The 22,872-nt window shown below is 56.4% G+C and carries 18 protein-coding genes; 9 read left to right on the forward strand and 9 right to left on the reverse strand.

The genetic code is table 11. The features are described from left to right. Positions 1-88: 88 nt before the first annotated feature. The 7 genes from HWW83_RS01590 to metG all read right to left on the reverse strand — a co-directional run bounded on the left by HWW83_RS01590 (position 89) and on the right by metG (position 8,936). Positions 89-1,786 carry an NAD-dependent malic enzyme gene (locus HWW83_RS01590; RefSeq protein ID WP_004938945.1) on the reverse strand — a complete coding sequence of 566 codons (1,698 nt, stop codon included), beginning with the start codon at positions 1,784-1,786 and terminating at the stop codon, positions 89-91. Between the two features lie 221 nt (positions 1,787-2,007). Next, a complete protein-coding gene (cdd, locus tag HWW83_RS01595; RefSeq protein ID WP_033642446.1) occupies positions 2,008-2,892 on the reverse strand; it encodes a cytidine deaminase in 885 nt (294 codons plus the stop codon). Between the two features lie 137 nt (positions 2,893-3,029). Further along, the gene (locus tag HWW83_RS01600) at positions 3,030-3,725 is read right to left on the reverse strand and encodes a CidB/LrgB family autolysis modulator (protein WP_033642447.1); all 696 of its coding nucleotides are present in this window, start codon (positions 3,723-3,725) and stop codon (positions 3,030-3,032) included. Beyond that, complete coding sequence (locus tag HWW83_RS01605) at positions 3,722-4,129, reverse strand: CidA/LrgA family protein (RefSeq protein WP_033642448.1); 408 nt, start codon at positions 4,127-4,129, stop codon at positions 3,722-3,724. Before HWW83_RS01605 ends, HWW83_RS01600 begins: the two co-directional genes overlap by 4 nt. A gap of 138 nt (positions 4,130-4,267) precedes the next feature. Next, positions 4,268-5,482, reverse strand: a complete 1,215-nt coding sequence (locus HWW83_RS01610) for an MFS transporter (protein WP_033642449.1) — start codon at positions 5,480-5,482, stop codon at positions 4,268-4,270. A 131-nt stretch (positions 5,483-5,613) separates the two neighbouring features. Continuing rightward, a complete protein-coding gene (locus HWW83_RS01615; RefSeq protein WP_047572131.1) occupies positions 5,614-6,681 on the reverse strand; it encodes a sugar ABC transporter substrate-binding protein in 1,068 nt (355 codons plus the stop codon). 227 nt (positions 6,682-6,908) lie between these two features. Further along, positions 6,909-8,936 (reverse strand): methionine--tRNA ligase, encoded by a 2,028-nt coding sequence (gene metG, locus HWW83_RS01620; protein ID WP_176588943.1) that lies wholly within the window; start codon positions 8,934-8,936, stop codon positions 6,909-6,911. Positions 8,937-9,095: 159 nt separating this feature from the next. Between metG and apbC the strand changes: the two genes are divergently transcribed. Beyond that, a complete protein-coding gene (apbC, locus tag HWW83_RS01625; protein ID WP_069100909.1) occupies positions 9,096-10,208 on the forward strand; it encodes an iron-sulfur cluster carrier protein ApbC in 1,113 nt (370 codons plus the stop codon). 44 nt (positions 10,209-10,252) lie between these two features. Here apbC and HWW83_RS01630 read toward each other — a convergent pair whose 3' ends face one another. Next, on the reverse strand, positions 10,253-10,882 hold the full coding sequence (locus HWW83_RS01630; RefSeq protein ID WP_033642453.1) for a phosphatase PAP2 family protein: 630 nt from the start codon (positions 10,880-10,882) through the stop codon (positions 10,253-10,255). Between the two features lie 232 nt (positions 10,883-11,114). Between HWW83_RS01630 and udk the strand changes: the two genes are divergently transcribed. The 5 genes from udk to dcuC all read left to right on the forward strand — a co-directional run bounded on the left by udk (position 11,115) and on the right by dcuC (position 17,381). Further along, positions 11,115-11,756, forward strand: a complete 642-nt coding sequence (gene udk, locus HWW83_RS01635; RefSeq protein ID WP_033642454.1) for a uridine kinase — start codon at positions 11,115-11,117, stop codon at positions 11,754-11,756. Between the two features lie 125 nt (positions 11,757-11,881). Further along, positions 11,882-12,463, forward strand: a complete 582-nt coding sequence (gene dcd, locus HWW83_RS01640) for a dCTP deaminase (protein WP_019454407.1) — start codon at positions 11,882-11,884, stop codon at positions 12,461-12,463. A 44-nt stretch (positions 12,464-12,507) separates the two neighbouring features. Further along, positions 12,508-14,340, forward strand: a complete 1,833-nt coding sequence (asmA, locus tag HWW83_RS01645; RefSeq protein ID WP_046686709.1) for an outer membrane assembly protein AsmA — start codon at positions 12,508-12,510, stop codon at positions 14,338-14,340. Positions 14,341-14,703: 363 nt separating this feature from the next. After that, a complete protein-coding gene (locus HWW83_RS01650) occupies positions 14,704-15,810 on the forward strand; it encodes an acyltransferase family protein (protein WP_047572126.1) in 1,107 nt (368 codons plus the stop codon). Between the two features lie 218 nt (positions 15,811-16,028). Further along, positions 16,029-17,381 carry an anaerobic C4-dicarboxylate transporter DcuC gene (dcuC, locus tag HWW83_RS01655; protein ID WP_033642456.1) on the forward strand — a complete coding sequence of 451 codons (1,353 nt, stop codon included), beginning with the start codon at positions 16,029-16,031 and terminating at the stop codon, positions 17,379-17,381. Between the two features lie 31 nt (positions 17,382-17,412). On the opposite strand, the gene HWW83_RS01660 is transcribed toward dcuC, so the two are convergent. Next, positions 17,413-18,996 (reverse strand): TerC family protein, encoded by a 1,584-nt coding sequence (locus HWW83_RS01660; RefSeq protein ID WP_046686711.1) that lies wholly within the window; start codon positions 18,994-18,996, stop codon positions 17,413-17,415. 609 nt (positions 18,997-19,605) lie between these two features. Between HWW83_RS01660 and galU the strand changes: the two genes are divergently transcribed. The 3 genes from galU (at position 19,606) to HWW83_RS01675 (ending at position 22,863) form a co-directional block, all read left to right on the forward strand. Then, a complete protein-coding gene (gene galU, locus HWW83_RS01665) occupies positions 19,606-20,502 on the forward strand; it encodes a UTP--glucose-1-phosphate uridylyltransferase GalU (RefSeq protein WP_047575284.1) in 897 nt (298 codons plus the stop codon). 55 nt (positions 20,503-20,557) lie between these two features. After that, entirely contained in the window at positions 20,558-21,451 is an 894-nt protein-coding gene (locus HWW83_RS01670; protein ID WP_176588944.1) for a sugar phosphate nucleotidyltransferase, read from the forward strand. Positions 21,452-21,726: 275 nt separating this feature from the next. Further along, positions 21,727-22,863, forward strand: a complete 1,137-nt coding sequence (locus tag HWW83_RS01675) for a polysaccharide export protein (RefSeq protein ID WP_072022481.1) — start codon at positions 21,727-21,729, stop codon at positions 22,861-22,863. Positions 22,864-22,872 lie beyond the last annotated feature (9 nt).

Here is a 22,872-nt window from a genome sequence, read left to right on the forward strand (position 1 = left end):
CTGAAGCACGCGCGTCGCCGCATTTTTCGGCGGTTTTGCCGCACAAAAAAGCCCGGCGAAGCCGGGCTGGGTCATTTCAGCGCGTCAATCAGAACGAGGTGCGCTTATAGCTGCGGTACTGCGGCCGCCAGAAGTTGTGCTCGATGGCTTTCGACAGTGCGTCTTCGGAGGTGACGATCGCCACACCCTGCAGCTGCGCCGCTTTGCCCACTTCCATGGCGATGCACTTCGATACGCCCTGAATATCGTCGATATTCGGCAGCAGCGCGCCGTGGCCGTCGGTCGCCAGCGGCGAACAATCCGCCAGCGCGCGGCTGGCGGCCATCAGCATGGCGTCGGTGACGCGGGTGGCGCCGGAGGCCAGCACGCCCAAACCGATGCCCGGGAAGATGTAGGAGTTGTTGCACTGAGCGATCGGGTACAGCTGCTCTTTGTAGCTTACCGGCGCGAACGGGCTGCCGGTCGCGACCAGGGCGGCGCCGTCGGTCCAGTTAATGATGTCTTCCGGACGGGCTTCCACGCGCGAGGTTGGGTTGGACAGCGGCATCACGATAGGGCGTTCGCAGTGCTTGTGCATCTCGCGGATCAGCTCTTCGGTAAACAGCCCTGGCTGGCCGGAAACGCCGATCAGAATGGTCGGCTTGGCGTTGCGCACCACGTCCAGCAGCGAGATGGCGTCGCTGGCGGTTTCCCAACCGGCCAGGTTGTCGCTCTTCTGCACCAGCTTGCTCTGGAAGTCGAGCAGGTTCGGCAGTTTGTCGGTCAGCAGGCCGAAACGGTCAACCATGAATACGCGGGCGCGCGCTTCGTCTTCGCTCAACCCCTCGGACTTCATCTGCGCGATGATCTGTTCGGCGATGCCGCAGCCGGCGGAACCGGCGCCGAGGAAGGTGACGGTCTGATCGCGCAGCTGGCTGCCGGCGGCGCGGCTGGCGGCGATCAGGCTGCCGAGGGTGACCGCGGCGGTGCCCTGGATGTCGTCGTTAAAGCAGCAGATCTCGTCGCGGTAGCGGTTCAGCAGCGGGGTGGCGTTGTTCTGCGCGAAGTCTTCGAACTGCAGCAGCACGTTCGGCCAGCGGCGTTTGACCGCCTGAATAAACTCTTCGACGAAGGCGTGGTATTCCTCGCCGGAGATGCGCGGATGGCGCCAGCCCATGTACAGCGGATCGTTGAGGCGCTGCGGGTTGTTGGTGCCGACGTCCAACACTACCGGCAGGGTATAGGCCGGACTGATGCCGCCGCAGGCGGTATACAGCGACAGCTTGCCGATGGGAATGCCCATGCCGCCGATGCCCTGGTCGCCCAGGCCGAGAATGCGTTCGCCGTCGGTCACCACGATCACCTTGACGTTCTGCTTGGTGGCGTTTTGCAGCATGTCATCGATGCGATCGCGGTTCGGGTAGGAGATGAACAGCCCGCGCGCGCGGCGGTAGATATCGGAGAAGTGCTCACAGGCCTCGCCGACGGTCGGGGTGTAGATGATTGGCATCATCTCGCTCAGGTGCGAGTCCAGCAGGCGATAGAACAGGGTTTCGTTGGTGTCCTGGATGTTGCGCAGGTAGATGTGCTTATCGTTATCGTTCTTGAAATCCTGATACTGACGGTAGGCGCGTTCCACCTGTTCTTCGATGGTCTCCACCGCTTCCGGCAGCAGGCCGTGCAGGTTGAAGTGGCTACGTTCTTCCTCGGTGAAAGCGCTGCCTTTGTTCAGCAGCGGAAATTCCAGCAGAATCGGGCCGGCGTAAGGGATGTAGAGCGGGCGTTTGCTTTCGTATTCTAGTTCCATCAGTTTTACTCTTCACGTATCAGATAACTGTATTGCCGACGATCCTAAAAGATAAAGAGAAGATGTACAGCATTTGTTGCCCGATGATGAACCAGGTTGGCGTAATTATCGACAATCAAATGATTTTTTAACTAAAGAAAGTGTCTCTGGCGGCGTCGGGGCATTGTATTTGGCGGGCGGTGCTGTTAACGGCGGAACCGGATGGCCCCGCCGTCGTGCGCTTAGAAGGCGGCGCGGCTGACGTTTTGGCAACCCAGCGCCGCCAGGGTGACGCGGGTGGCGTCCCATTGGCTGATGCTCGCGTCCTGCGGCTCGGCCAGGACGGCGCGACGGATAGCTCGGCAGTCGCCGCCGGAGAGGTTCAGCAGGATCAGCGCGGCCTGCAGCGGCGGCAGGCTCGGGTTAAAAGCGGCGTTTTCCGCATAGCGGCCGGCGTAGATATTGCCGTCTGCCGTTTCCAGCGCCACGCCGCTGTGGGCGTTGCTGTACGGCGCGTGGCTCCGGTTGGCCGCCGCCAGCGCCGCTTGCGTCAGCGCATCGTTCAGCGGCAGTTGATGCCCGTGATTGACCTCGTCCATCAGCAGTGAAGCGACATCCAGATCTTTCGGGCCGAAGGCGTCCGGCAGATAGTCCGCCAGCGTGGCCGGCGCGCGGCCAGGTAAACGGATTTGCAGCGCGCCGCCGCTGTTCAGCTCATTCATAAACTGGCGGCAGTGGCCGCACGGCGTATAGTTGACGGTGATCGAGGCCAGCGCTTTTTCGCCGCGCAGCCAGGCGTGAGTCACTGCGCTTTGTTCCGCATGTACGGATTGCTGCAGCGGCGCGCCGCTGAATTCCATATTGGCGCCGAAATAGAGATTGCCGCTTTGCCCGCGCGCGATGGCGCCGACGTGGAAATGCGATATCGGGGTTAACGAGCAGGCCGCCGCCAGCGGCAGCAGCGCGAATGCCAGCGCGTCATCGTCCAACCCGCAACCTGAGCGGATCGCCGCCGCTTGCTCGGCCGTGAACATCGCCGGAAAGTCGGACGCGTCCAGATAGGGCTGCAGGGCGGATTGCAGTGTCGCGGGCAGTGCGCTGAAAGCGGTGTGAAAACGCGGATGCATGGAAGGTCTCTCTACAGGTTAACGGGATCACATTCTAGGCAGGCCAGAGACATTAAAGTGTGATCAATATCTCTTAAATGATGAAATCAATGTAATAAAAGGCGTAAATGCGAGATGTATCGCAAGTTTCATCCTGATCAACCGAACAGATGCAACAGCACCGGAAACACAAACGGCGCCAGCAGCGAGGTGATGATGCCGCAGATCACCAGCGCCAGCGAGCCGAAGGCGCCCTCCTGATAGTCCATCTCCGCGCAGCGCGCGGTGCCCAGCGCGTGGGAAGCCGTGCCCATCGCCAGGCCACGCGCCGAGGGGGTCGTGATTTTCAACAGGTTGAACAGCGTGTGGCCGAACACGGCGCCGAGGATGCCGACGAAAATAACGCAAACCGCGCTGATCGCCGGAATGCCGCCGAGCGAGTCCGCGACGGCCATCGCGATCGGTGTAGTGACCGATTTCGGCAAGATAGAGGCGGCGATTTCCGGCGTGGCGCCCAACCACAGGGCGATGGCGCCGCCGCTGATCATGGCGGTCAGGCTGCCGATGAAGCACACCGTGATAATCGACTTCCAGCGCGCGCGGATTTGGTGCAACTGCTCATACAGCGGGAAGGCCAGCGCGACGACCGCCGGCTGCAGCAGATCGTTGAGGATCCTGCTGCCCTGGAAGTAGCGCTCATAGGAAATGCCGCTGAGCAGCAGCAGCGGGATGATCACCGCCATGGACACTAGCAGCGGATTGAGCAGCGGCATGTTCAACTTGCGCGCCAGCCAGCGCGCGGCGAAATAGACCGCCAGCGTCAGCGGCAGCGACCACCAGATTTCGTGGATCATGAGTTGCCCTCCGTGTCGTCGGGCTTGCCGGCAATGCGGCGCTCGCGGTGAAAATAGTGTGAGGTATAGCCGACCACCACCAGCACCATCAGCGTGCTGATCAGGCAAGAAATGACCAGCGGGCCCAGATGCGCGACGATCTGGTCGTAATATTTCATCACGCCGACGCCGATCGGCACGAACAGCAGCACCATGTAGCGGATCAGCAAATGACAGCCGGGTTTAACCCATTTGGCCGGCAGGATCTGGGTGGAGAGCAGCGCGAACAGCAAGAGCATGCCGATGATGCTGCCGGGAATGGCGAAAGGCAGCAGCGCCGCCACTGCGTTGCCGACGAACAGACACAGGTAGATGAGGAGCAGGGCCCTGAGGTATTTCCAGCACAGTGTGAGCACGTTGGCCATTGTCTTTTCCCGTTTAACTGACGCATTCATCATACAATTAAACTGTGAGCCACGCCACAGATCGCACTATGAATTCTCGCTATGCCTGCCATGCGCGATCGGCGGGTTGACATCCTGCTTTGAGAGTTGCAGGCAGGGTCAGCGCGCGTCTTCGGCCGTTGCCGCAGAACGTTCAGCCAAACGATGGCCGAGGAAGAAAAACAGCAGGCTGAGCAGCGCGGCGACGATCAGCATCACGAACATCAGCGGCGGCGCGGCGTAGCTGAGCATGACCCCGCACAGCACCGGGTTGATGGCGCCGCCCAATGCGCTGAGGTTCTGTACGCCATAGTAGCTGCCTTTCAGGTGCGGCGGCGCGATAAAGTCGATGAACATGTATTCCACCGGGATAACGATGATCTCGCCTAAGGTAAACACCGCCATCGCCGCCAGCCATAGCCAGACCGCCTGGCCGGCCACCATAAAACCGAGCAGCCCGACGATGAAAAACAGCGTGCCCAGCGCCAACCAGCGCAGCATATTCTCCTGGCGCATGCCGCGGCTGAGCAGGTATTGCAGGGCGATGACGATACCGGCGTTGACGATCATCACCAACCCGATGATTTTGTAGGCGAACTCGGCGCTGGAGACGGTGATCAGGTACTGCGACAGATAGCCCGTGAACTGACCGAACACCACCGCGCCCAGCGTGCTGCCGAGGGTGAAGTAGATCAGCCGTCGATCGCTTCGCAAGATGGCCAGCGTTTGACGGAAGTTGGCCAGCGCGGCCGGTGCGGCGGCGCTGGGTGCCGGGCGCTGTTCACCACCGCGCAAGCGCAGGCTCAGCGCCGTCACCGTCGCCAGCGCCAGGCCGCCTGACAGGTAGAACGGCAGCAGCGAACTCAGCCCGGCCACCAGAACGCCGAGCGCAGAGCCGATCGCCCAGCCGACGTTGACCAGCGTGTAGTTGATTGAGAAAGCCTTGATGCGCTGCTCGACCGGCAGCCAATCGGCGAAACAGGCCTTAATGGTGATGCTCAGCACCGAATAACAGGTATGCAGGATCGCCAGCACCACGATCACGCCGCCGGGACGCGGGATCCAGGGAATGGCGAAGAAACTCAGCGCGAACAATAAAATCGACAGCAGGATCAGGCGGTTTTTGCTGAATTTGTCCACCAGATAGCCGCCGTACAGGCTGGCGATGATGCCGAGGGTGAGGCTGACGCCCAGGATCACGCCCACGCTTTTCGGCAACAGCTGGAAGTGCTCGGTGAGGTAGATGGTGATGAACGGCAGCGTGACGCCGCGGCCGATGGTCAACACCAGCGAACTGGCCAGCAGTACGTTGATCAGCGAGGGGAATCCCTTCATTTGAAACCTGTTTATGCATACAGTTATTGGGCGATGCAGATAACATAGCGCATTTTGGCGGGGACGGAAGGGGGCTGCCGATATTTATCTGAAAAACAGAGGCTGCGTCGGCAGCCTCGTGAAAAACAGCATTATTTACCGTGTTCGGCCTGCAGCGTGGCGAACCACGGCTGAACGAAATCGCTGCTGCTGCCCCAGCCGGGGATGATCTTCGCCAGGCCGGCGACGTTGACCGGCCCCGGCTGCGCCAGCAGCAGCGCCTGCGGAATGACCGCCGCTTTGAACTGATAGTTGTCCGGCGTGCTTTCCCCGGCGATCTTGTTGGCCACCAGGCGCAGGTTGACCGCGCCGATCAGCTTCGGATCCACCGCCACGCTGACCTGCCACGGGCTGCCGGCCTCGCGCATCAGCTGTAAATCCTGATTGGAGATATCGATGCTGTACAGCTTGATTTCGGTGCGGCCGTTCTCTTTCAACGCCTTGTAAGCCCCTTGGGTAAAGGCGTCCCAGGTGCCCCAGATGGCGTCGATCTTGCCTTTCGGGTATTTCGCCAGCACCGCGCCCACCTTGTTGGCGGTATCGCCCTGCACGTCGGATGAGACCGCGCCGATCGATTCCAGCTCATGAATGCCCGGATGCTGTTTCAGCAACTGCTGATAAGCGGCCTGACGGCGCTCCATCGGCGGGAAGCCGGCCACCCACAGCTTGACAATATTGGCCTGGCCGTTGAAATCCTTCACCAGTTGGCCGAAGGAGGCATTGGCCAGTGAAGCGTCGTCCTGCTGCGAGACGGTGACGCCGGGAACGCTGCCGCTGACGTCGGTATCGAAAGCCGCGACGGCGATGCCGGCCGCCGCGATGCGCTTGACCAGGTCGGTGGAATAGGGGGCTCGCCCCTGCGAGAGAATGATGCCGTCATATTTCTGGCTGATAGCCTGATTGACGAAGTCCTGGAAGCGCGCGTCGTCGCCATTGCTGAGGAAGGTATCCACCTTAAAGCCCAGCTTGCGCCCTTCCTGAATGGCGCCCGCCAAAAATTGCGTGGTGTTGTCGTCGGATCCGAGGTTGCGGATCACCGCGATGCGCACCGGCCCCTGATGCTGAGCGATGGCGGCGGGTACGGTGGCGTTTTCCGCCGCCTGCAGCGGCAGGGCGGACAACAGACTGAGGGCGAGCAGCGAAGTCTTGAGGTTTTTCATTATTATAGGCTCCAAAAAAGCAGGGAAACGATCCCGGTGAAGGTCTGTTATAGCAGTCTTTCTGTCTGGACGTCTATTTTGGGTTTCGGAGCATCATAGCCGGATGCGGCGGGCAGGGGAATCAGGGCGGTTATGACTTTTTCTTCATGCTTATAACGTGGGGGTTGGGGCAATAAAAAAAAAGGGCCGAGCAAGCTCGACCCTCCCTACGCCGCGCATCTGCGCGATTACTTGACCTGCATGCCAGGCTGCGCGCCGCTGTCCGGGCTCAGCAGGAAGATCTCTTTCCCGCCAGGGCCTGCCGCCATCACCATGCCTTCTGACACGCCGAAGCGCATTTTACGCGGCGCCAGGTTGGCGACCATGATGGTCAGACGGCCTTCCAGCGCTTTCGGGTCCGGGTAAGCGGAGCGAATGCCGGAGAAGATTTGGCGCGATTCGCCGCCCAGATCCAGCTGCAGCTTCAGCAGCTTGTCGGAGCCCTCGACAAAGTCGGCACTCTTGATCAGGGCGATACGCATGTCGACCTTGGCGAAGTCGTCGAAGGTGATGGTTTCCTGGATTGGATCGTCAGCCAGCGGACCGGTCACCGGCTTGGCGGCGGCCATGTCTTCTTTCGAGGCGCTGACCATCGCGTTGACCTTGTCCAGATCGATGCGGTTGAACAGCGCTTTGAATGCGTTCACCTGATGGCCCAGCAGCGGCTGCGGGATCGCGTCCCAGCTCAGCTCGGCGTTGAGGAACGCTTCGGCGCGTTCGGTCAGCGAAGGCAACACCGGCTTAAGGTAAGTCATCAGCACGCGGAACAGGTTGATGCCCATCGAGCAGATGGCCTGCAGATCGGCGTCGCGGCCTTCTTCCTTCGCCACCACCCACGGCGCCTGCTCATCCACATAGCGGTTGGCCAGATCGGCCAGCGCCATGATTTCGCGGATGGCGCGGCTGAACTCGCGGGCGGCGTAGGTTTCGGCGATGCTCTGGGCCGCGTCGACGAAGGTCTGGTACAGCGCCGGATCGGCCAGGGTGTCGGCCAGCTTGCCGCCGAAGCGCTTGTTGATAAAGCCGGCGTTGCGCGAAGCCAGGTTCACCACCTTGTTGACGATGTCGGCGTTGACGCGCTGCACGAAGTCTTCCAGATTGAGATCGATGTCGTCAATGCGTGAAGAGAGCTTGGCGGCGTAGTAATAGCGCAGGCAGTCGGCGTCGAGGTGCTGCAGGTAGGTGCCGGCCTTGATGAAGGTGCCGCGCGACTTGGACATCTTGGCGCCGTTCACCGTCACGTAACCGTGCACGAACAGGTTGCTCGGTTTGCGGAACTGGCTGCCTTCCAGCATCGCCGGCCAGAACAGGCTGTGGAAGTAGACGATGTCCTTGCCGATAAAGTGGTACAGCTCGGTGGTGGAGTCTTTGCGCCAGAACTCGTCGAAGTCCAGATCGCCGCGCTTGTCGCACAGGTTCTTGAAGGAGCCCATGTAGCCGATCGGCGCGTCCAGCCAGACGTAGAAGTATTTGCCAGGCGCATCCGGGATTTCGAAGCCGAAGTAAGGCGCATCGCGGGAGATGTCCCACTGCTGCAGGCCGGATTCGAACCACTCCTGCATCTTGTTCGCTACCTGCTCCTGCAGCGCGCCGGAGCGCGTCCACGCCTGCAGCATTTCGCTGAAGGCCGGCAGGTCGAAGAAGAAGTGCTCGGAGTCGCGCATCACCGGCGTCGCGCCGGAAACTACGGACTTCGGATCGATCAGTTCCGTCGGGCTGTAGGTGGCGCCGCACACTTCGCAGTTGTCGCCGTACTGATCCGGCGATTTGCATTTCGGGCAGGTGCCTTTCACGAAACGATCCGGCAGGAACATGCCTTTCTCCGGATCGTACAGCTGAGAAATGGTGCGGTTCTTGATAAACCCGTTTTCTTTCAAGCGGCTGTAAATCAGGGTGGACAGCTCACGGTTTTCATCGCTATGGGTCGAATGATAGTTGTCATAGCTGATGCCAAAGCCGGCGAAATCCTGTTGGTGCTCCTGGCTCATCTCCGCGATCATTTCTTCCGGTTTAACGCCCAGTTGCTGCGCTTTCAGCATGATCGGCGTGCCGTGCGCGTCGTCCGCGCAGATGAAATGCACTTCGTGGCCGCGCATTCGTTGGTAACGCACCCAGATATCCGCCTGGATGTGCTCGAGCATGTGGCCGAGATGGATGGAACCATTTGCGTACGGTAGCGCGCACGTCACCAATAATTTTTTCGCGACTTGAGCCATAGTGAGAACTTGCTTTCTGTAATGAATAAAAGGGCCTTCGATGTTAACCGATCGCGCCCTTCGCTGCTAGGGCGGTTTCTTACAGGTTATACGCGCCAGCCGCCGCGCAGTTCTGGTATGCTTAGCCGGAAGCTACCCATTCAAAATCAAGGAGCCGGGATGAACGCAAAATCCCCTGAGCAGACCAACCCCGAAGTTCTGCGCGCCCTGGTGACCGGTGTACTGGCCGCCTTTGAACACCCGACGTTGAAAAACAACCTGACCGCATTGAAGGCTATCCATCACTGCGCGTTGCTGGACGATGTACTGCATATCGAACTGACGATGCCCTTTGCCTGGCAGAGCGGCTTTGAAGCGCTGCAGGCGAGCGTCGGCCCTGAACTGCTGCGCGTGACCGGCGCCGGCGCCATCGATTGGAAGCTGAAACACGATATCACGACGCTGAAGCGCGCCAACGCGCAGGCCGGGATCAAAGGCGTGCGCAACATCATCGCCGTCAGCTCCGGCAAAGGCGGAGTGGGGAAATCCAGCACCGCCGTCAACCTGGCGCTGGCGCTGGCCGCCGAAGGGGCCAAGGTCGGCATTCTGGACGCCGACATTTACGGCCCGTCGATCCCCAACATGCTGGGCACCGAACACGAGCGGCCGACCTCGCCGGACGGTCAGCATATGGCGCCGATCATGGCGCACGGGCTGGCGACCAACTCCATCGGTTATCTGGTGACCGACGACAACGCCATGGTGTGGCGCGGCCCGATGGCCAGCAAGGCGCTGATGCAGCTGCTGCAGGATACGCTGTGGCCGGATCTGGATTACCTGGTGCTGGACATGCCGCCGGGCACCGGTGACATCCAACTGACGCTGTCGCAGAACATTCCGGTTACCGGCGCGCTGGTGGTCACCACGCCGCAGGATATCGCCTTGCTGGATGCCGCCAAAGGCATCGTAATGTTCGAGAAAGTGCATGTGCCGGTATTGGGCATTGTCGAGAACATGAGCGTGCATATCTGCAGCAACTGCGGCCACCATGAGCCGATCTTCGGTACCGGCGGCGCCGAGAAGCTGGTGCAGAAATATAACAGCCGTCTGCTGGGGCAGATGCCGCTGCATATCTCGCTGCGTGAAGATCTGGATCGCGGTACGCCGACGGTGATCAGCCGCCCGGAGAGCGAATTCGCCGAGAGGTATCGCCAGCTCGCCGGCCGCGTGGCCGCGCAGATGTATTGGCAGGGTGAAGCGATCCCGACGGAGATTGCGTTCCGCGCGCTGTAATCTGTTTGCGGCAGTGAAAGAACCCGGCTTAACGCCGGGTTTTTTTATGGGGTACGGGTAGGCTTGTGCAGGTCGGCACGGATATAAGGGCGTTCGATCTGCGCCAGCGTTTTGGCGATATGTTCCAGCAATCCCTGGGTGGGGGCCGGCTGCCGCTGCCCCATCAGCGCCAACGGCAAGGCCAGCGCAATGGCCAAATGCGACCAGGCAAGCTGTGGTCGCGCTTTCCCTCGCTGCAACCATAAAAACAGTGCGCTGGCCAGGTAGCCTAAAATCAGCCCGCTGATCACCTCGGATACCGAATGCACGCGGATTTCCAGGCGCGACACGCCGATGGTGAAAGGCAATATCCACCCGGTCAACAACGCGATGCTGCGCACTGGATGGGAAAATCGACCGGTTAAAGCCCAAAGCAGCGGCGGCCAGATGCTCGCGGCGAGGGCCGAATGGCCGCTGAATCCGGTGAAGTCATAACTTGCGCTACCAATGCCCCAGCCCATAAAGGCCAACTTGGACAGGCAGACCAGCCCGCCGGTGAAACCGAAGATCAGCGCCCATTGCCAGCCTGCCGCGCGAGTGGCGGGAAACACGATCAGCAACAAAAACAGAATCAGCGCGCAGGGCAGCAGCAGCATACTGTCGCCGAAAAAAGTCAAAAAATACCAATCCAGCACATCACTCTCCGATGAAAGACTACGGGGTCCCTAAGTCAGCGCAGGAGTGTAACCTGTTGCGGGGCATTGCCCTAGCCGTGAGATTCTTAAAATGTCATATCGCCGGTACGGCGCGATAGCCTGAATTCGCCCGCCGTCGCGCAATATACAGTGGCGCAAACCCCGACGACTCCCTATAATTGTCGCGTTTTAGTTCCCTCCCTTCACATTACGAAATCAGGTCTTTAATTTTATGACTGACAATCCGCATCAGTGCGTCATTATTGGTATAGCTGGCGCATCTGCCTCCGGAAAAAGCCTTATTGCCAGCACGTTGTACCGCGAACTCCGCGAGCAGGTCGGCGATGAGCACATCGGCGTTATTCCAGAAGACAGTTACTATAAAGACCAGAGTCACCTGACCATGGAAGAACGGGTCAAAACCAACTATGACCACCCGAGCGCCATGGATCACAACCTGCTGTTCCAGCATTTGCAGATGCTGAAGGCCGGCAAAGCGATCGAACTGCCGCTGTACAGCTACACCGAGCACACGCGCAAGAAAGAAACCGTCCACCTGAAACCTAAAAAAGTCATTATTCTGGAAGGGATCTTGCTGCTGACGGATATCCGCTTGCGCCAGGAGATGAATTTCTCGATCTTCGTCGACACGCCGCTGGATATCTGCTTGATGCGCCGCATGAAGCGCGATGTCAACGAGCGCGGCCGCTCGATGGATTCGGTGATGGCGCAATACCAGAAGACCGTGCGCCCGATGTTCCTGCAGTTTATCGAACCTTCCAAACAATACGCCGATATCATCGTCCCGCGCGGCGGCAAAAACCGCATCGCGATCGATATTCTGAAAGCCAAAATCAGCCAATTCTTTGAATAATGCCGTTTAATGGCCGGGAATGTGTATTTCCGGCCGGCGGCCAACTATTTGCACCCCGGCGTAGACCTTTCGCCCGTTGTGTGGCAATTTTTGTTTAGTTACGCGTTTTGATGGAGAAGAGAGACATGAGACTGTGCGACCGCGATATAGAAGCCTGGCTGGATAGCGAGAAACTGGTGATTTCCCCGCGTCCGCCGCTCGAACGCATCAACGGGGCCACAGTAGATGTCCGTTTGGGCAACCAGTTCCGCGTATTCAGCGGCCATACCGCGCCTTTTATCGATCTGAGCGGGCCGAAAGACGAAGTCAGCGCTGCGTTGGATCGCGTGATGAGCGACGAGATTGTCCTGCCGGAAGGCGAGGCGTTTTTCCTTCATCCCGGCGAGCTGGCCCTGGCGGTGACGTTCGAATCCGTGACGCTGCCGGACGATCTGGTGGGTTGGCTCGATGGCCGTTCTTCTCTGGCGCGCCTCGGGTTGATGGTGCACGTCACTGCGCACCGTATCGATCCGGGCTGGCACGGACGCATCGTGCTGGAATTTTACAACTCCGGCAAGCTGCCGCTGGCGCTGCGGCCGGGCATGCTGATCGGGGCCTTGAGCTTTGAACCGTTGTCCGGCCCGGCGGCCCGGCCATACAACAGCCGGCAGGACGCAAAATATCGCGATCAGCAGGGCGCAGTAGCCAGTCGAATCGACAAGGACTAACGGCGCGGGATGCACCGTCGGTGTGGCGCTGACAAGAGGGTGGCATGAGAAGATTACTGACGACATTGGCGATTTTACTGGTGGTTGTGGTGGCGGGGATGTCCGCGCTGGTACTGCTGGTCAATCCGAATGATTTTCGCGGTTACATGGTCAAAAAGGTCGAGCAGAAGAGCGGCTATCAGCTGACGCTCGAAGGCGACCTGCGCTGGCATATCTGGCCGCAGCTCAGCATTTTGGCCGGGCGCATGACGCTGACCGCGCCGGGCGCGAAAGCGCCGGTAGTGAGCGCGGAAAATATGCGCCTCGATGTCAAACTGTTGCCTCTGCTGTCGCATCAGCTGTTTGTGAAACAGGTGATGCTGAAAAACGCCGTCATTCTCCTCACGCCCGATAGCGAAGAGCATTCGCAGATGGATGCCCCGATCGCGCCGGCCGGCACTGGCACAGACGCGGCAGATGCAGCCTGGAAGTTCGATATCGATAATCTGCGGGTCGTGGACAGTCTGCTGATTTGGCAGCGCGCCGACAATGAGCAAATTAATGTCCGGGATATCAATCTCACCCTGCAACAAACGCAGACGCGACAGGCGCAGCTGGAACTTTCCAGCCGGGTCAATCGCGATCAGCGCGACCTGACTTTCAGCATGGCGGCCGATGTCGACTTGCAGCAGTTCCCTCGCCAGATTGGCGCCAAAGTCACCCAGTTCAATTATCAACTGGCGGGTGCTGATATTCCGAACGGCGGTATTCAGGGAGAGGGCAATGCGCAGGTGGTCTATCAGCAGACGCCGGCGCAGATTGCCGTCAGCCAGCTGAGCGTCAGTGCCAATAACAGCCAATTGACCGGCGATATCAGCGCCACGCTGGGGGCGGTGCCCGGCTATGTGGTGAACCTCAATTCGGCTAACCTCGATCTCGATGCGCTCTCCGGCTGGCAATCCAGCACCAATACCGCCGAACAACCCGCTGTGACTTCCGCGCCGGTGATCGCCAGCCAGGTTGACGATCGGCAGCAGAATTTAGAGGCGCTGCGCGATTTCAATGCGCAGTTGAATCTGCAGGCCGCGCAGTTGACCTATCGCGGTATGAACGTCACTCAGTTGGCCGTCGTGGCGGACAACCAACGCGGACTGCTGACGCTGCATAAACTCGCCGGACAATTGGCCGGCGGTGATTTCTCCTTGCCGGGCTCGCTGGACGCGCGCGGCAATAAACCGGTGATCAGCGTGCAGCCGGCGCTGAACCAGGTTGAACTGGGCACGGTGCTCAAAGCCTTCGACATGCCGCAGATGTTGACCGGCAAATTCAGCATGAAAGGGGATTTGACCGGCGATCGCCTCTCTTCACAGTCATTTGAGCGCCGCTGGCGCGGTACGGCGCAGCTGGCGATGCAGGATGCGCAGCTGCATGGCCTGAACATTCAGCAGCTGATCCAGCAGGCTGTGGCGCGCAACGATAACAGCGTGCGCGGGCAAGACAGCTATCAGCGTTATACCGAGGTCAAAAACGTCTCGGCGCAGGCCAGTCTGAATCAGGGCACGATCAAGCTCAGCGGTCTGACGGCGGATTCTCCTTTGCTGGCGCTGACCGGCGCCGGCAGCATCGATATGCCGGGCAAACAGTGCGATATGGCGCTTAACGTGCGCGTCACCGGCGGATGGCAAGGGCGCGGCGAGCTGATCGAGCAACTGCAAAAAACGCCGATCCCGCTGCGGGTCTATGGGCCGTGGCAACAGCTCAACTATCAACTGCAGGTCGATCAGGTGTTGCGTAAAACGCTGCAGGATCGGGCTAAAGATGCGCTGAACAAATGGGCTGAAAAGAACAAAGATTCGCGCGAAGGTCAGGATCTGAAGAAGCTGCTCGACAAGCTGTAATATAACCGATAATGGGCTTTTATCTTCTTTATTGTAAGCCTAAATTATTTTTCGGGGTGGTGGTAAGGGTCCTTGAGGTTATAACCGTAAGGGCCCTGTCCACTGAATACCTCAGTTTGCTTACCAGCAGTAGGCATCAAAGCCTAGCGATATTTTTAATCTATTAGGCTGTTTGATGTCAAACCTTAATAATGATGCAGTAGATTTCCATTGCTACTGGCTGGCGACGATTCCTCAGGGGAAGTTTCTCTTGATGAATGGGTGCTGGTAACTAGGCTAATTCTTATTTTTAATGGTGTTATTGTTAATTTATTTATGTCGATATAATATTGAATATTATCAACTCTCATTTGTGTAGGTTATATGCGCTATATTAAAGAACTGGAGGGGTTGCGAGGCTGCATGGCCTTGTGGGTTGTATTGGGGCATGCGTTGGCTGCCTTGCCTCTCATTTCACGCAAAATGCCTCCGGCCATACTAAATTCATACGCCGTGGATGTTTTTATTATTCTAAGTGGCTTTGTTATCTTTTTTATGATTAATAATAAAAGGCAAAGCTACGGCGTTTATTTAGCTCAGCGCTTCTTTAGAATATTCCCCGTATATATTTTTGCGTTGACGGCCTCTATCTTATTAATCAATTTTTCCCAAAGCGTCCTAATCAGCTCTCCTGTATCCCCTTCAACGGCGCATCGCCTTGAACTCATTGATGCGTTTCTGCAGCAACCCGTATGGCATAGCCTTGCCCACTACTCGCTGCTTCAGGGGCTGATTCCCGGTTCTGTCTTACAGGATGCGCCATACACTATCATCGGGCAAGCCTGGAGCGTCTCGGTTGAGTGGCAATTTTACCTTATCGCACCATTGCTTTTTATTTTGATAAATGGCATGCAAGAGAAGAAGAATCTGGTTGCATTGGTCGCTATATTTGTCATCTTGATTGCCGGTGGCTTTATATTGTCTGGTGGCTATTTGGGTAATAACTTGTTGGCCTTCTGCATCGGTTTTATCTCATTCTTTTATTATCGGGATATCCAACCCGGTTTATCTAAAGGGAAAAGCCGTGCCATTTTTGTCACTGCATCGATTATCGCGATGTTGATGTTAAAAAAAGATGCGATTCCAGTCGTTATTTGGCTTGTTGCCTTTAACGTGGCGATTTCTAAACAGCAGTATTTCTCTGCCTCCATATTTACTCGAGTTCTTGATAGTAAACCCATTCTGTTCTTGGGCCGGATCTCTTACTCTGTATATATGATTCATATGATTGTTTTGTATTTAGTCCTTTATGAGGCAAAGCAACTCGGGATCGAAGGTTGGCTGAGCTACGTCGTTGTTCCAGGTGCAACCGTAATCATTTCAGTCGTTCTGTCATACATGACATATACAATCATTGAAAAACCTTTTATTGCTTTAGGTAAACGCCTGACAGCAAGCAAAGAGCGTCAGATCTCCTCCGCGCTGACATAACATCGCATTTCTGGATAAGGTTGTCTGCGTGCAGAAAAAAACTATCTTGCCCATCGGGCAAGATAGTGAACGCTACAATTTTTTGTCCCCTTGAGTCATTTCCTACCGTAGCTTGATGAATGTCATGTCCTTTCGTGCGATGTTTAGGCAGAGTCAATCACAAATTCTGCGTTCATGGCAGACTTCTACAACATGATGAAAAAACAGATTGAGGAAACATGATAGAGCTCCTTATTGGCGCCGCAGTCGCGGCGGGCGTGGGCCGTTATATTATCAAGGGATATTCCGCTACCGGCGTCTTGTTGGTGGGAGGGCTGCTGCTGCTCGGCATCAGCGCCCTGATGGGGAAAACGCTGTTGCCGTCCGGCGCCGCCTCAACCGGCTGGCGCGCGACCGACATGATCGAATACGTCAAGATTTTGCTGATGAGCCGCGGCGGCGATCTCGGCATGATGATCATGATGCTGTGCGGCTTTGCCGCCTACATGACGCATATCGGCGCCAACGACGTGGTGGTCAAGCTGGCCTCACGCCCGTTGCAGATGATCAATTCGCCTTATCTGCTGATGGTGGCGGCGTATTTTGTCGCTTGCCTGATGTCGCTGGCGGTCTCTTCCGCCACTGGCCTCGGCGTGCTGCTGATGGCGACGCTGTTCCCGTTGATGGTGAACGTGGGCATCAGCCGCGGCGCGGCGGCTGCCATTTGCGCTTCGCCGGCGGCGATTATTCTGGCACCGACCTCCGGCGACGTGGTGCTGGCGGCCAAAGCGGCGGAGATGCCGCTGGTGGACTTCGCGTTCAAAACCACGCTGCCTATCTCGATTGCCGCCATTGTCTGCATGGCTGTGGCGCATTTTTTCTGGCAGCGTTATCTCGACAGAAAGAGCAATGAACAGCATCACATCATGGACGTCAGCGAAATCAAAACCCATGCGCCGGGATTTTACGCGATATTGCCGTTTACACCGATCCTCGGCGTGCTGATTTTCGACGGCAAATGGGGACCGGAGCTGCACATCATTACCGTGTTGGTGGGTTGCATACTGTTGGCGGCATTGATTGAGTTCGTGCGCAGTTTCAGCGCGAAACAGGTATTCAGCGGCCTGGAAGTGGCTTATCGCGGCATGGCGGACGCATTCGCCAGCGTGGTCATGCTGTTGGTGGCCGCCGGGGTCTTCGCGCAAGGGTTGAGCACCGTCGGCTTTATCAGCGGGTTGATCGGGCTGGCGCAGTCGTTCGGCACCGGCGGTTTGATCATGATGTTGGTGCTGGTGGTGATCACCATGCTGGCGGCCATGACCACCGGCTCCGGCAATGCGCCGTTCTATGCGTTTGTCGAACTGATCCCGAAACTGGCGGCGCAAATGGGCGTTAACCCGGCTTATCTGGTGATCCCGATGCTGCAGGCGTCTAACCTCGGCCGCACGCTGTCGCCGGTCTCCGGCGTGGTGGTGGCGGTCTCCGGCATGGCGAAAATCTCACCGTTCGACGTGGTGAAGCGCACTTCGGTGCCGGTGATTGTCGGGCTGGTGGTGGTGATCGTGGCGACGGAGTTGCTGGTTCCCCAGTAAAACCAAGGCCGGGCAATGCCCGGCCTCAATGTTAAACCTCGTAGTCCTCCGGTGGGGGAGGCGGGGTGATTTTCACTTTCAGGATACGGTGGCTGTTGACCTCCAACGGCTCGAACAGGTAGTCACCGATCGTGATTTGTTCGCCTTCTTGCGGCACGCGCTGGCTGTGTTCCATCAGCAGCCCCGCCAGCGTGTGGTATTCGCGCTTTTCTTCCAGCGGCATCGGCAGGTACAACACCAGATCTTCCAGCGGCATATAGCCGTTGGCGATCCAGCTGCCGTCCTCGTTTTGCTGAATGTCGTGGCGTGCATCCACCTCTTCGCCGGCCTCCGGTAAGTTGCCGGCGATGGTTTCCATCACGTCCGTCAGGGTGACGATGCCTTCGACGGAACCGAACTCATCGACCACAAAGGCAAAGTGCGTCTGTGCCTGGCGGAATTGCTCAAGGGCGCTCAACAGCGTGAGCTGTTCCGGGAAGATCAACGGTTGGCGTATCAGCGCGCGCAGATCCAGCGGCGCCTGCGCCAGCTGCTGTTTGAGGACGTCGATAGTGTGGATAACGCCCAACGGCTCATCGCTGGCGCTGCTTTCTACCACCACGATGCGCGTGTGTTGATTGCGCTCCAGCAATTGCGTCAGCTTCTCCTGCGGATCGTTCAGCTCAAGGTATTCGACGTCGTGACGCGAGGTCATGATGCTGCTGACCGTGCGCTGCGCCATACCCAGCACGCGTTCGATCATGCGCCGCTCTTGCTGATTGAAGATCTCGCCGTTTTCGCTGTCGCTGTCGGCCAGCAGATTGGCGGAATGACTGTCGACCTCGGCTTCTTCATGTTTGCCGCTCAGCATGCGCAGCACCGCCTCGGCGGTACGCTCGCGCAGCGGCCGCACCTTCGACAGGAAACGACGGCGGTTGAACTGCGCCAGTTGGTTCAATGCTTCGATCATCACCGAGAAGCCGATCGCCGCGTAGAGATAGCCTTTCGGAATGTGGTAGCCGAAGCCTTCCGCCACCAGGCTGAAACCGATCATCAGCAGGAAGCTCAGGCACAGAATGACGATAGTCGGGTGAGCGTTGACGAAGCGCGTCAGCGGTTTGCTGGCCAGCAGCATCAGGCCGATGGCGATACAGACCGCGATCATCATCACCGCCAGGTGGTCGACCATGCCGACCGCGGTGATCACCGAGTCGAGCGAGAAGACGGCATCCAGCACCACGATCTGCGCCACCACCGGCCAGAAGCGCGCGCCTTTGCGTGTGCCATGCTGTTCTTCATCCTTGCCCTCCAGCCGCTCGTTCAGCTCCATGGTGGCTTTGAACAGCAGGAATATCCCGCCTACCAGCATGATCAGATCGCGGCCGCTGAAGGGGTGTTCTGCGACGATGAACATCGGTTTGGTCAGCGTCGCCAGCCACGAGATGGAGGCGAGCAACGCCAGACGCATCACCAGCGCCAGCAACAGACCGACGACACGAGCCTTATCTCTTTGTTGTTTTGGTAGTTTATCCGCCAGAATGGCGATGAAGACAAGGTTGTCTATACCCAGAACGATTTCCAGCACGACCAATGTGGCCAGGCCGGCCCAAATTGTTGGATCAGCGATCCATTCCATACGCCCAATTTCACCTGTAAGTTCTACGGCTTATGCCGTACGGGAATGATGGGCGCTGAGGCGGCAAAATTCAACTCTAATCGAGAGGACGTGGATGAGAGCAGGGGAATGGCTACAAACATCGGCCATCACCTCGTGGCCAAAGGAGGTAAGGGCGGGGAGTAAATATTTACCGTGATGACGTGTGCTCATAAAAGAAACGCCTTATTAAATTTATTTAAATCAAAACATTAAAAAAATTTTCTTAAGCTATGATTCTTATCGGGATGTGGCATGAGTAGTCTTATTCTGAAAACGGCTGACTGGGGGAATCTAAGGCTTGTATCACTTAGACATTAGTATAAGAATCTTAGTCATATAACGGCAGTAACTAGTATTTTTTGGTTATAAAGGCATCGATTTTTTTATTTTTTTGTGAACAGCATTGCAGTTCAAACGAAGAATGAGTGCCGTGTTGCATAAAAATTACTTGTCTCATGCGATGACGTGGGTGGACACGTCGTTAACAGTACTTTGGTAGCTGCAAGCCAAGGGCGGTAGCGTGCCTGATTAAATCCCCTTATTCACGCTGCGCAGATGAATGCAGCGCTACGATGGATTGGAATGAAAATGCAAACAAGACTCAAGGCAGTGATCCCGGTAGCGGGCTTGGGGACCCGTATGTTGCCCGCCACCAAGGCTATCCCTAAAGAAATGTTGCCCGTGGTCGATAAGCCCCTAATCCAGTACATTGTTGCTGAATGTGTAGCGGCGGGGATTAAAGATATCGTATTGGTCACGCATTCATCGAAAAACGCGATTGAAAATCATTTTGACACTTCTTTCGAGCTGGAAGCAGTGCTCGAAGCTCGCGTGAAACGTCAGCTTCTAAGCGAAATACAAAGCATCTGTCCGCCCGATGTCACTGTGATGCAGGTACGTCAGGGGCAGGCGAAAGGCTTAGGTCATGCGATACTATGCGCCAAGCCAATCGTGGGGGATTCTCCTTTCGTTGTGCTGTTGCCGGATGTTTTACTGGATGATTCTACAGCGAATTTACGTAAAGAAAATCTAGCTAAAATGATCCAACGTTTTGATGATACGGGCTACAGCCAAATCATGGTTGAACCGGTGCCGGAACAAGATGTGTCCAAATACGGTGTAGTAGATTGCTCCGGCGCGATGATTGCTGCGGGTGAAAGCGCGCCGATGACGGCGGTGGTAGAGAAGCCGGCTTGTGAGGATGCGCCTTCCAATCTGGCTGTCGTCGGGCGATATGTGCTTGCCGCCGCTATCTGGCCATTGTTGGAGAAAACCCCTCCTGGCGCAGGGAATGAGATTCAACTGACCGATGCAATCGCGATGTTGATGAATGAGCAAACGGTGGAAGCGTTCCATATGAGCGGCAAGTCTCATGATTGCGGTGACAAGCTTGGCTATATGAAGGCGTTTGTGCAGTATGGTCTGCGTCACAGTTCAGAAGGTGAAAATTTCAGCCGCTGGTTGAAGCAGACGTTGGAAAAGTAACAGGCTGTCGCCACTGCGGCTGAAAGCGATCACTAGATTGAATGGGAGGGCTACTATGACGAAGCTGAAAGCGGTTATTCCTGTTGCCGGATTGGGTATGCGCATGCTGCCGGCGACCAAAGCTATTCCGAAAGAGATGTTGCCTATCGTTGATAAGCCTTTGATTCAATACATTGTCAATGAATGCGTAGCGGCTGGGATTAAAGAGATCATCCTGGTGACGCATTCTTCCAAGAACGCGATTGAAAACCATTTCGATACCTCATTCGAGTTGGAGGCGATGCTGGAGGCTCGCGTGAAGCGGCAACTGCTGGATGAGGTGCAGTCGATAACGCCGAAAGGTGTAACGTTGATGCATATTCGGCAAGGGCAGCCTAAAGGACTGGGGCACGCGGTGCTTTGTGCTAAGCCGTTAATCGGTGACTCACCTTTCGTCGTGCTGCTGCCGGATGTGCTGCTGGATGATGCGAAAGCCGATCTGAAAAAAGAGAATCTGCCGCATCTCATCTCTCGTTTTGAGAAGACGGGGTTGAGTCAGGTTCTGATACAACCCGTGGATGAGCATGTTCTGCGTGATTACTCCGTAGTTGAGTGCCAGAACAATAAGTTGCGGCCTGGCGAATCCTCGCGCATCACTGCCATCATTGAAAAGCCAGGCAGCGATGTGCAATTGAAATCAAACCACTCAGCTGTTGGGCGCTATGTGCTTTCCGCCGATATTTGGCCGATTCTGGAAAAAATCGAACCTGGAGCTTGGGGGCGCATCCAGTTGACTGATGCGATCGCGGAATTGCTTAAGCACCAGGCGGTAGAGGCGTCAGTCTTAGTGGGAGAGTCGTTCAACTGCGGCGAGAAAATGGGCTATTTACGCGCTTTCGTTACGCATGGTCTGCGTCACCCAACGCAGGGTGAGGCATTTCGCGAGTGGGCGAAGAGGTTGGCATTTTAAATTTATCGAACGTTTGGATTTTGGGAAAAGATGAAAATGAGGGGGCATGTGGCATGTATCTTGGCCGTGCTCTCTTTTTTGCCGCACAGTTGTGCAATAATGTCTGCAGGGCATTTTATCTTAGCAGATCCCGTTTCAATGTTAGCTCAATGGGCTCATCTTTTTCATTCGTTTGAGTTATTGGTCGATACATCTCTGCTGAGTGCCATATGGAGCGATTCGTTGGCTAAGACTTAGCATGGCAACCGTTTTACTTTGAAAGTGATGATAATTCGATGGCAAAAAGAAACTTAAAAATGATATCCGCGTTGATATCGATAAGCTTGGTCAGTGGCTGCACAGTTTTTCCTGGTCAGCATCTGAGTACGATGGGAAAAGAGACGGTAAAACAAGAAGATAGTGATTTTAATATCAATGAGATGGTTAATATCTATCCGGTTACTCCCAAGTTGCTGCAAAAGTTGCGTCCTGTCAGTGCTGTAGCACAGTCCAATGCATTACTTGATTCATCGCTGAGATCCTACGAGTATCGGATTGGTGTTGGCGATGTACTGAATGTAACCGTATGGGATCACCCTGAACTGACAACACCTGCTGGCCAATATCGCAGCGCAAGTGATACGGGTAACTGGGTCCAATCGGATGGCACCATTTTCTACCCATACATTGGTAAAGTGCGGGTTGTCGGCAAGACGGCCAGTCAAGTTCGTTCCGAAATTGCAAATCGACTCGCACAGTACATCGAAAGTCCTCAAGTTGACGTAAATATAGCCGCTTTTCGTTCCCAAAAGGCTTATGTAACAGGTGAAGTATCAAAATCGGGTCAGCAAGCGATAACTAACGTGCCTCTGACCGTTCTAGATGCTATCAATGCTGCTGGTGGGCTTACGGAAAATGCTGATTGGCGAAATGTTGTTCTGACCCATAACAACAAAGAACATCGAATCTCACTGCAGAGACTCATGCAAAATGGAGATCTGACGCAAAACCATCTCTTATATCCTGGTGATATTCTCTACATTCCGCGCAATGATAATCTCAAAGTATTTGTCATGGGGGAAGTGAGAGAACCAGCCACGCTTAAGATGGATCGCAGTGGGATGACTTTGACCGAGGCATTAGGCAACGCAGCAGGGCTAAATCCTACAGGATCCGACGCGACTGGCGTATTTGTCATACGTCCACTACATGGTACGGAAGGCAACAAATTAGCGAATATTTATCAATTAAATATGGCGGACGCGACAGCAATGGTTATGGGATCTGAATTCCCCCTTCAGCCATATGATATTGTTTATGTGACAGTTGCTCCAATCGCACGCTGGAACCGCCTCATTGGTCAGTTGGCTCCAACCATTTCGAGCTTCAATGATCTTACTGAAGGTGCTTTGCGAGTCCGTAATTGGCCGTAGGGAACAGAT

Source organism: Serratia ureilytica (assembly GCF_013375155.1).
GTDB classification, from domain to species: domain Bacteria; phylum Pseudomonadota; class Gammaproteobacteria; order Enterobacterales; family Enterobacteriaceae; genus Serratia; species Serratia ureilytica.

Excerpts from the sequence above, each read along its gene's own strand:
- HWW83_RS01590 (WP_004938945.1), bottom strand. The coding sequence starts at position 1,786 with ATGGAACTAGAATACGAAAGCAAACGCCCGCTCTACATCCCTTACGCC.
- cdd (WP_033642446.1), bottom strand. The coding sequence starts at position 2,892 with ATGCATCCGCGTTTTCACACCGCTTTCAGCGCACTGCCCGCGACACTG.
- HWW83_RS01600 (WP_033642447.1), bottom strand. The coding sequence starts at position 3,725 with ATGATCCACGAAATCTGGTGGTCGCTGCCGCTGACGCTGGCGGTCTAT.
- HWW83_RS01605 (WP_033642448.1), bottom strand. The coding sequence starts at position 4,129 with ATGGCCAACGTGCTCACACTGTGCTGGAAATACCTCAGGGCCCTGCTC.
- HWW83_RS01610 (WP_033642449.1), bottom strand. The coding sequence starts at position 5,482 with ATGAAGGGATTCCCCTCGCTGATCAACGTACTGCTGGCCAGTTCGCTG.
- HWW83_RS01615 (WP_047572131.1), bottom strand. The coding sequence starts at position 6,681 with ATGAAAAACCTCAAGACTTCGCTGCTCGCCCTCAGTCTGTTGTCCGCC.
- metG (WP_176588943.1), bottom strand. The coding sequence starts at position 8,936 with ATGGCTCAAGTCGCGAAAAAATTATTGGTGACGTGCGCGCTACCGTAC.
- apbC (WP_069100909.1), top strand. The coding sequence starts at position 9,096 with ATGAACGCAAAATCCCCTGAGCAGACCAACCCCGAAGTTCTGCGCGCC.
- udk (WP_033642454.1), top strand. The coding sequence starts at position 11,115 with ATGACTGACAATCCGCATCAGTGCGTCATTATTGGTATAGCTGGCGCA.
- dcd (WP_019454407.1), top strand. The coding sequence starts at position 11,882 with ATGAGACTGTGCGACCGCGATATAGAAGCCTGGCTGGATAGCGAGAAA.
- asmA (WP_046686709.1), top strand. The coding sequence starts at position 12,508 with ATGAGAAGATTACTGACGACATTGGCGATTTTACTGGTGGTTGTGGTG.
- HWW83_RS01650 (WP_047572126.1), top strand. The coding sequence starts at position 14,704 with ATGCGCTATATTAAAGAACTGGAGGGGTTGCGAGGCTGCATGGCCTTG.
- dcuC (WP_033642456.1), top strand. The coding sequence starts at position 16,029 with ATGATAGAGCTCCTTATTGGCGCCGCAGTCGCGGCGGGCGTGGGCCGT.
- HWW83_RS01660 (WP_046686711.1), bottom strand. The coding sequence starts at position 18,996 with ATGGAATGGATCGCTGATCCAACAATTTGGGCCGGCCTGGCCACATTG.
- galU (WP_047575284.1), top strand. The coding sequence starts at position 19,606 with ATGCAAACAAGACTCAAGGCAGTGATCCCGGTAGCGGGCTTGGGGACC.
- HWW83_RS01670 (WP_176588944.1), top strand. The coding sequence starts at position 20,558 with ATGACGAAGCTGAAAGCGGTTATTCCTGTTGCCGGATTGGGTATGCGC.
- HWW83_RS01675 (WP_072022481.1), top strand. The coding sequence starts at position 21,727 with ATGGCAAAAAGAAACTTAAAAATGATATCCGCGTTGATATCGATAAGC.